Source organism: Brevibacterium iodinum ATCC 49514 (assembly GCF_900169265.1).
In the GTDB taxonomy this organism is placed as follows: Bacteria; Actinomycetota; Actinomycetes; order Actinomycetales; family Brevibacteriaceae; genus Brevibacterium; species Brevibacterium iodinum.
Window position 1 is genome coordinate 84,687 of the sequence record NZ_FXYX01000014.1, and the last position, 9,025, is coordinate 93,711.

General features: G+C 63.9%; 6 protein-coding genes. All 6 read left to right on the top strand.

Annotated features, from left to right (window positions below; translation table 11 throughout):
- Positions 1 to 226: 226 nt before the first annotated feature.
- Positions 227 to 1,366, top strand: coding sequence for a DNA polymerase III subunit beta (gene dnaN, locus BI49514_RS10665; protein WP_172173149.1), 1,140 nt, complete (start codon positions 227 to 229; stop codon positions 1,364 to 1,366).
- Positions 1,367 to 2,503, top strand: a complete 1,137-nt coding sequence (recF, locus tag BI49514_RS10670; protein WP_101546517.1) for a DNA replication/repair protein RecF — start codon at positions 1,367 to 1,369, stop codon at positions 2,501 to 2,503.
- A complete protein-coding gene (locus tag BI49514_RS10675) occupies positions 2,500 to 3,012 on the top strand; it encodes a DciA family protein (RefSeq protein ID WP_101546518.1) in 513 nt (170 codons plus the stop codon). The genes recF and BI49514_RS10675 overlap by 4 nt, the downstream gene beginning before the upstream one ends.
- 219 nt (positions 3,013 to 3,231) lie before the next feature.
- A complete protein-coding gene (gene gyrB, locus BI49514_RS10680; protein ID WP_101546519.1) occupies positions 3,232 to 5,229 on the top strand; it encodes a DNA topoisomerase (ATP-hydrolyzing) subunit B in 1,998 nt (665 codons plus the stop codon).
- Positions 5,230 to 5,365: 136 nt separating this feature from the next.
- Positions 5,366 to 7,933, top strand: coding sequence for a DNA gyrase subunit A (gene gyrA / locus BI49514_RS10685; protein WP_101546520.1), 2,568 nt, complete (start codon positions 5,366 to 5,368; stop codon positions 7,931 to 7,933).
- Positions 7,930 to 8,787: a DUF3566 domain-containing protein gene (locus BI49514_RS16985; protein WP_244195281.1), complete on the top strand. Its 858-nt coding sequence runs from the start codon at positions 7,930 to 7,932 to the stop codon at positions 8,785 to 8,787. Before gyrA ends, BI49514_RS16985 begins: the two co-directional genes overlap by 4 nt.
- Positions 8,788 to 9,025: the final 238 nt, after the last annotated feature.

Consider the following 9,025-nt stretch of genomic DNA (forward strand, 5'->3'; position numbering starts at 1 on the left):
TCATGGACCTGCGGAATATTCGAACGCAGGATCTCGGCTGATTCTCGAATGCGAGATTCGCTCACTGAGCACCCCTGGCATCGCTTTTCGGCCGGCGCTCCTGAGGTGGGCACAAATCGGATAGGCTGTGTAAAGTTTTCCGAGCAGTATCGAGCCTGTGACTCGCAACCCGGAATCTCGTGCCAGATGCCCAGTGCAGGTCGGGTCGCCACCCCGAAGGAGTAAAGTGAACGCGGAAGCATCCCCCCTGAAGTTCAAAGTCAATCGCGACGTTCTCGCTGACGCTGTTGCCTGGGCGACCAAGACTCTGCCCAACCGTCCTTCCGCTCCGGTCCTCACCGGTATTCTCATCACCGCCGAAGCAGGCGGCACAGTGCGTCTGGCCGTCTTCGACTACGAAGTCTCATCCCGCGTCGAGATCGTTGCCGACGTAGCCTCCGCAGGAACGGTCCTCGTCTCCGGACGTCTGCTCGCCGACATCTCCAAGGCTCTGCCGAACCAAGAGGTCACCCTCGAGCAGATCGATGCGAAGGTCGACGTCACCTGCGGCTCCTCTCGCTTCTCGCTGATGACGATGCCTGTGGCTGAGTACCCGGCGCTGCCGCAGATCCCCGACGACTCGGGCACCGTCTCTGCCGGTGAGTTCCAGAACGCCGTCTCACAGGTCACGATCGCGACCTCGAAGGACGACACCCTGCCGATCCTCACCAGCGTGCGCGTCGAGATCGAGGGCGAAAAGGTCACGATGCTCGCCACCGATCGCTACCGTCTGGCCGTTCGCGAATTCACCTGGAACCCGGGCCGCCCCGACGTCTCGGCCGTGGCCCTGCTGCGCGGACGCACGCTCTCCGATGTCTCGAAGTCCCTCGGCGGCGATGTCACGATCGGTCTGAGCACCGATGCCGGCAAGGACCTCATCTCCTTCACCTCAGCAGGCCGCGTGACCACCTCGCTGCTCATCGAAGGCGAGTACCCGAAGGTCCGATCGCTGTTCCCGGATTCGGTTCCGATCCACGCCATCGTCGAGACCGCCGTGCTGCGCGAAGCGGTTCGCCGCGTCTCCCTCGTGGCAGAGCGCAATACCCCGCTGCGCTTCGAGGTCACCGACGGCATGCTCACCCTCCACGCCGGCACCGGTGACGACGCTCAGGCCTCCGAAGCCGTCGAAGCCACCCTCCAGGGCGACGAGATCACCGTCGGCTTCAACCCGCACTACATCGCCGAAGGTCTCGCCGCTGTCGAGAGTCCGTACGTGAACTTCTCCTTCACGCAGCCGATGAAACCGGTCATCATCTCCGGGCAGAAGGAACTCGACGGTCCCGCCGACGAGTCCTATCGCTATCTGCTCATGCCCACGCGCATCTGAATGTGGATATCCCGACTCTCTCTGCGTGACTATCGGTCGTATCCGGAGCTCGACCTCGAGTTCTCACCCGGAGTCACCACATTCGTGGCCGACAATGGGACCGGGAAGACCAATATCGTCGAGGCGATCGGGTATCTCGCTCATCAGCGCTCCCATCGGGTGGCCTTCGACGCTCCGCTCGTCCACGAAGGGCGACCGGCTGCGACGGTGTCCGCGCTGGTCAACCGGGATCAGCGGCATGCCACCGTCGAGGTGACGATCCAGGCCAAAGGCGCCAACCGGGCCCGGGTCAACCGCAATGCGGTGAAGCTCAAGGACATCCTCGGCCTCGTGTCCTGTGTCGTCTTCGCTCCCGAGGACCTCAGCCTGGTTCGCGGTGAACCGGCCGAACGTCGGTCGTGGATCGACACACTCGTCGTGGCGCGCAATCCGCGCTTCGCCTCGATCATCACGGACTTCGAACGGGCACTCAAACAACGCAATGCGCTGCTCAAGCGGCTCCGCGAGGACCGCGATCCCGGCCTCGAGGCGACTCTCGACATCTGGAACATGGCCTATGCGGACTCCGCCGCCGAACTCGTCTTCGGGCGACAGCGGATCCTCGCCGATATCGTCGAACCGCTGCAGGCGAACTTCGCCTATATCGCAGCTGATGCCCGGCTGGAACGACAAGGCGCCCACATCGCCTACGATTCGCGCATCGACTACTCGCAGGCCGCATCTGCTGCCGACTGCAAGGAGCTGCTGCTGGCGGCCCTCGATCGTCGCCGGACGACTGAGATCGAGCGTGGACTGACCCTGCACGGACCCGGTCGCGATGATCTGTCCCTGATGATCGGAACCCATCCGGCGAAGGGCTATGCCTCTCACGGAGAGACCTGGTCGCTGGCGCTGGCCATGCAGCTGGCAGGGTGGGATCTGCTCTCCGCCGATGCCGGAAGCGCCGCCGAACAGCCGATCCTCGTCCTCGATGACGTCTTCGCCGAACTCGACACCGGTCGGCGGCAGCGTCTGGCCTCCAGAGTGACATCGGCCGAACAGGTCTTCATCACCGCGGCCGTCGACTCCGATCTGCCCGATGGTCTCGAAGGAATCCGGATCGACCAGTCCCGACTCCTGAGCAGCGGCGCATCATGAGCGGCATCGACCGGGACTACTCCACTCCCGTCGCCGCACTCGAAGCTCTCGACCGAGTCAGGCGGATGGAGGTCACCGAAGCGAAGTTCGTTCGCAGCCGTCGCCGTTCCCGCCTGCGCGGCGAAGCCGTCTACTCCGGGTCGGGTCGAGACGGTCGAGACCCGAAGACCGTGTCATCTGTGCTCGGGTCGCTCATCACGGACCGCGGCTGGTCGTCCTCACTCGACATCGGCAAGGTGCTCGGCCGGTGGCCCGACCTGGTCGGACCCCAGGTGGCCCAGCACGCGACTCCCGTCGACTTCTCTCCTCCCCTGCTCGTCATCGCTGCTGACTCGACGACGTGGGCGACCCAGCTGCGGGTGCTCAAACCGACGATCCTGCGCAGACTAGAGGAAGGGCTGGGCTCGGCGACGATCACTGAGATCGAGATCAAGGGGCCACAGGGACGCAGCTTCAAACGCGGTCGACGATCGGTCGCCGGCCGCGGACCTCGGGACACATTCGGGTGAAGTGGGCAGCCGCGTCGGCGAATTCCCGGGAAGTGTCCCTGTATTTATGAGAAGAACACAGAGGGCCTTAAACGGCCATAGCCGCTACCTCACCTGTCCGGGGGTACAACTGCGGCACGAAAATTCGGGAAATACGCCTTCACAGGCCGCTTACGGGCATTTCAGCGTGCGGCGCGGTAGAATGGGGAGCTGATAGCGACCATCCGAACAAGGAGTCATATGACGACCGAGGATCAGCCTCATTACGATGCCGGCGACATCACTGTGCTCGAGGGTCTCGAGGCAGTCCGGAAGCGACCCGGCATGTACATCGGTTCGACCTCGGAACGTGGTCTCCACCACCTCGTTCAGGAGATCGTCGACAACTCGGTCGACGAGGCGATGGCCGGCTACTGCGATCATATCGAGGTCACCATCCTCGCCGACGGAGGCGTCCGTGTCGCCGATGACGGTCGTGGAATGCCGGTGGCGATGCACCCGACGGAAGGCAAGCCGACTGTCGAGGTGATCCTCACGATCCTCCACGCCGGCGGTAAGTTCGGCGGCGGCGGATACGCCGTGGCAGGCGGTCTCCACGGTGTGGGTTCGACCGTCGTCAACGCGCTGTCCGAACGACTCGAGGTCGAGGTCAGGCGCGATGGCTATGTGTGGACGATGGACTTCGTCCGCGGTGTGCCCTCCGGGGAGCTGCAGCGCGGCGAAGCCACCGATGAGACGGGCACCACCGTGACCTTCTGGCCGGACGGTTCGATCTTCGAGACCACGGACTTCTCCTACGAGTACCTCCGTGCGCGCTTCCAGCAGATGGCCTTCCTCAACAAGGGCCTGAAGATCAGCCTCACCGACGAGCGCCACAACGAAGTCGATGACGACGATGTTCAGATCGACGAGAACGAGGCGACCGAGTGGAAGCCGCGCACCGTCACCTACGAATACGCGAACGGTCTGCTCGACTATGTCGAGTACCTCAACTCGACGAAGAAGGCCGATCTCGTCCATCCCGATGTCATCGTCTTCGAAGCCGAAGAGGGCGAACAGACTCTCGCGCTCGAGATCGCGATGCAGTGGACGACGTCGTACAACGAGTCGGTCCACACCTACGCCAACGTCATCAACACCCATGAGGGCGGCACCCACGAAGAGGGCTTCCGGACGGCTCTGACCTCGCTGGTCAACGCGTATGCGAAGGAACAGAAGCTGCTGCGCGACAAGGACCCGAACCTCACCGGCGATGACATCCGCGAGGGGCTCACGGCCGTCATCTCCGTCAAGCTCGGCGATCCCCAGTTCGAGGGTCAGACGAAGACGAAGCTCGGCAACTCCGAGGTCAAGGGCTTCGTCCAGCGCGTGGTCCGCGACGAGCTCGGACACTGGTTCGAGTCGAACCCGGCCCAGGCCAAGGACGTCGTGCGCAAGGCGCTGCAGGCCTCCCAGGCCCGCTTGGCCGCTCGCAAGGCTCGTGAGGCCACTCGCCGCAAGGGACTGCTCGAGTCCTCGGGTATGCCCGGCAAACTCAAGGACTGCCAGTCGAAGGACCCGACGATCTCCGAAGTCTTCATCGTCGAGGGTGACTCGGCCGGCGGCTCGGCGACTCAGGGCCGCAATCCGAACACTCAGGCGATCCTGCCGCTGCGCGGAAAGATCCTCAACGTCGAAAAGGCTCGACTCGACCGCGCATTGGGCAACAACGAAGTCCAGGCGATGATCACGGCCTTCGGCACCGGCATCGGTGAGGAGTTCGATCTCGAGAAGCTCCGCTATCACAAGATCGTCCTCATGGCCGACGCCGATGTCGACGGTCAGCACATCACGACCCTGCTGCTGACGCTGATCTTCCGGTACATGAAGCCGCTCATCGAACACGGCTACGTCTACCTCGCCACCCCGCCGCTCTACCGCATCAAGTGGTCGAACGCCCCGCACCAGTTCGCCTACACCGACAAGGAACGCGACGGACTGCTCGAGACCGGTCGGGCCGCCGGCAAGCGACTGCCGAAGGATCTCGCGATCCAGCGTTACAAGGGTCTGGGCGAGATGAACTACGAGGAGCTGTGGGAGACGACGATGGATCCCGACCACCGGCTGCTCAAGCAGGTGTCGCTCGACGACGCGATCGTCGCCGACGAGATCTTCACCGTCCTCATGGGCGATGACGTGGATTCGCGTCGCCGCTTCATCCAGGAGAACGCGAAGGACGTCCGCTTCCTCGATATCTGATCGTCCGCCCTCACCGGGGCAGCCGCCTCGGTGAGGGTGGGAGACCGGATGAACCTATTCTTTGCACGCACCAATCGCCGCCGCACACGGCTGAGATCCAGCCGGACACGGTTCGAACACAAGGGAAGAGCCCACATTGGCCGACGAGAACGATATCGGAACAGAAATCAACCGGATCGAACAGGTTGATCTCAACCTCGAGATGCAGAGGTCGTACCTCGATTACGCGATGAGCGTGATCGTCGGACGTGCCCTGCCTGACGTCCGCGACGGACTCAAGCCCGTCCACCGCCGCGTGCTCTACGCGATGTTCGACGGCGGCTACCGCCCCGACCGCAACTTCTCCAAGTGCTCGCGCGTCGTCGGCGACGTGATGGGCCAGTACCACCCGCACGGTGACACGGCGATCTACGACGCCATGGTCCGCCTCGTGCAGCCGTGGACGATGCGCTACCCACTCGTGGCCGGTCAGGGCAACTTCGGCTCTCCGGGCGATGACGGAGCGGCCGCACCGCGTTATACCGAGTGCAAGATGGCGCCCCTGGCCATGGAGATGGTCCGGGACATCGAAGAAGGCACCGTCGACTTCCAGGACAACTACGACGGCCGCAACCAGGAACCCATGGTCCTGCCCTCCAGGTTCCCGAACCTGCTGGTCAACGGCTCGGCCGGCATCGCCGTGGGTATGGCCACGAACATTCCTCCGCACAACCTGCGTGAGGTCGCCCAGGGCGCACAGTGGCTGCTGTCCCACCCGGAGGCGAGCAAGGAAGAGGCACTCGAAGCCCTCCTCGGCATCGTCAAGGGACCCGACTTCCCGATGGGCGCGACGGTCCTCGGCCGCAAGGGCATCGAGGACACCTACCGCACCGGTCGCGGATCGATCACCCAGCGCGCCGTCGTCGAGGTCGAAGAGATCCAGGGCCGGACCTGCCTCGTCGTCACCCAGTTGCCGTACATGGTCAACCCGGACACCCTGGCCGCGAAGATCGCCTCCTACGTCAAGGACGGCAAGGTCGCCGGCATCGCCGACCTGCGCGACGAGTCCTCGGGCCGCACCGGTCAGCGCCTGGTCATCGTGCTCAAGCGCGATGCCGTGGCCAAGGTCGTGCTCAACAACCTGTACAAGCACACGTCGCTGCAGGAGAACTTCTCCGCGAACATGCTGGCCCTCGTCGACAGCGTGCCGCGCACACTGAGCATCGACTCCTTCCTGCGTCTGTGGGTCAAGCACCAGATCGAAGTGATCGTCCGCCGCACGCAGTTCCGTCTGCGCAAGGCCGAGGAACGCGCGCATATCCTGCGCGGCTACCTCAAGGCCCTCGATGCCCTCGACGAGGTCATCGCCCTGATCCGCCGCTCCCCGTCCTCGGACGAGGCGCGGAGCGGACTGATGGAGCTGCTCGAGGTCGACGAACTCCAGGCCAACGCCATCCTCGACCTGCAGCTGCGCCGACTGGCCGCACTGGAGCGACTGAAGATCCAGGAAGAGGCCGAGAAGATCGAGCAGCAGATCGCCGAGTACAACCACATCCTGGCAACCCCGGCTCGCCAGCGTGAGATCGTGTCCGAGGAACTCGACGAGATCGTCGAGCGCTACGGTGACGATCGCCGGACGAAGATCCTTGCCGGATTCGACGGAGACGTGTCCATGGAGGACCTCATCCCCGAGGAAGAGGTCGTCGTCACGATCACCCGCGGCGGTTACGCGAAGCGGACCCAGACTCACCTCTACCGAGCCCAGCACCGTGGCGGCAAGGGCATCAAGGGCGCGGCACTGCGCGGCGACGACGTCGTCGAACAGTTCTTCGTCACCTCGACCCACAACTGGCTGCTGTTCTTCACGAACACCGGTCGCGTGTACCGGGCGAAGGCCTATGAGCTGCCCGAAGGCTCACGGGACGCCAAGGGCCAGCACGTGGCGAACCTGCTCGCCCTCCAACCAGGTGAGACGATCGCACAGGTGCTGTCGATCCGGGACTACGAAGTAGCCGACTTCCTTATCCTCGCCACCCGTTCCGGTGTGGTGAAGAAGACCCGCCTGGGCGAGTACGACTCGAACCGCACCGGCGGTGTCATCGCCATCAACCTGCGCGAATACAAGGGTCAGCCCGATGAGCTGGTCTCTGCCCGCATCGTCGGTGCCGAGGATCACCTGCTGCTGATCTCGCGGAAGGGCATGTCGATCCGCTTCGCCGCCGATGACGAGTCGATCCGTCCCCTGGGCCGAGTCACCGGTGGCGTCACCGGTATGAAGTTCAAAGACGACGACGAGCTGCTCACGATGGACGTCGTTCGGCCGGACACCCACGTCTTCGTCGTCACTGAAGCCGGGTTCGCCAAGCGCACCCCGGTCGACGAGTACCGTCTGCAGGGGCGCGGCGGTCTGGGAATCCGGGTTGCGAAGATCACCGAACAGCGCGGAGACTTGGTAGGCGGACTCATCGTCGAAGACGGTGAGGAGGTCCTCGTGGTCATGGAGCGAGGTAAGATCGTTCGGTCGAGCATCGATGAAGTTCCGGCGAAGGGACGCAACACCATGGGTGTGGTGTTCGCGAAACCGGACAAGAAAGATCGTATTATCGCAGTGACCCGTGGGCCCGAAGCCGAGGTCGAAGACGAGATCGAAAGCGAAGACGATGCCGAGGTCTCGGAAGGTGAGGTCGCAGAGCCTCAGACCGGCAACGAGGATGTGGAAGAGTGAGCGATAGCAAACAGCCAGGCTCAGGCAAGATCATACGCACGTCGAGCGGCTCGACCCGTCTGACGGCCGGATCGTCGAAGTCCGACGACGAGTCGGCTGCAGCAAGCGGTTCAGGCTCGAACTCCGGGTCGGGAACAGGCGCGAAACAGGGATCTGGCTCCGGTCGCGGCTCTTCGGGTCCGAACAGCCAGAACGCCACCGTCGTCGCACCTCCCGCTCCGAAGGCCTCGCCGAAGCCCAACCGGGCACCCTCGGCGGCCTCGACGCCGTCGGCACACACCGGATCTCAGGGATCGGGTGCTCAGACCGGGTCACAGGGATCCGGCGCGCCGACTTCCGGTTCACAGGGATCGGGCTCCCAGGGATCGGGTGGCGGCAACCGCGGCGCCACCTCGGTGATGGGAAATGCCGCGAACACCGTCCGCGCTAGCTCCGGCAGCGTGAAGATGGGTGTGAAGAACATGGTCGACAGCGGGAAGGGCAAGAAGAAGGGCCCCCGCACCGTCCGCCTCACCGTCTCCGCGGTCGACCCGTGGTCGGTCATGAAGATGTCGTTCCTCATGTCCGTGGCGATCGGCATCGCCACGATCGTCGCCTTCATCGTCCTGTGGGTCGTTCTGCAGGCGACCGGTGTGATGAGCGGCCTCGAATCGACGATGAGCGAGCTCGCCGGCGCAGAGTCGGCCGAGCGGATCGTCGGCATCTTCGGCTTCGGCAGAGTCGTCGCGGCCGGCTTCATCATCGCGGTCATCAACATCGTGCTGATGACGGCGCTGTCGACGCTGGCGGCGTTCATCTACAACATCGGCTCCCTCATCGCCGGCGGATTCAGCCTCACCCTCACCGACGACTAATTGCTACCTGACGGGGGCCCAGCAACCTCGCGCGAGGTTGCTGGGCCCCCGTCAGGATCCTTCTATGTCTGTCAAGCGGCTTGGCCGATCGGTTTCGTGGCCTCGAGAATCCGATATACAGAACGAGCGACGTGACGCTTCATACACCGGATCGTCTCCTTCTTCGTCTCCCCCTCACCAAGCCGTTTCGCCATATATTCCTGGGACCGCTGATGGTGAGATAGCCGCGTGATAGCCA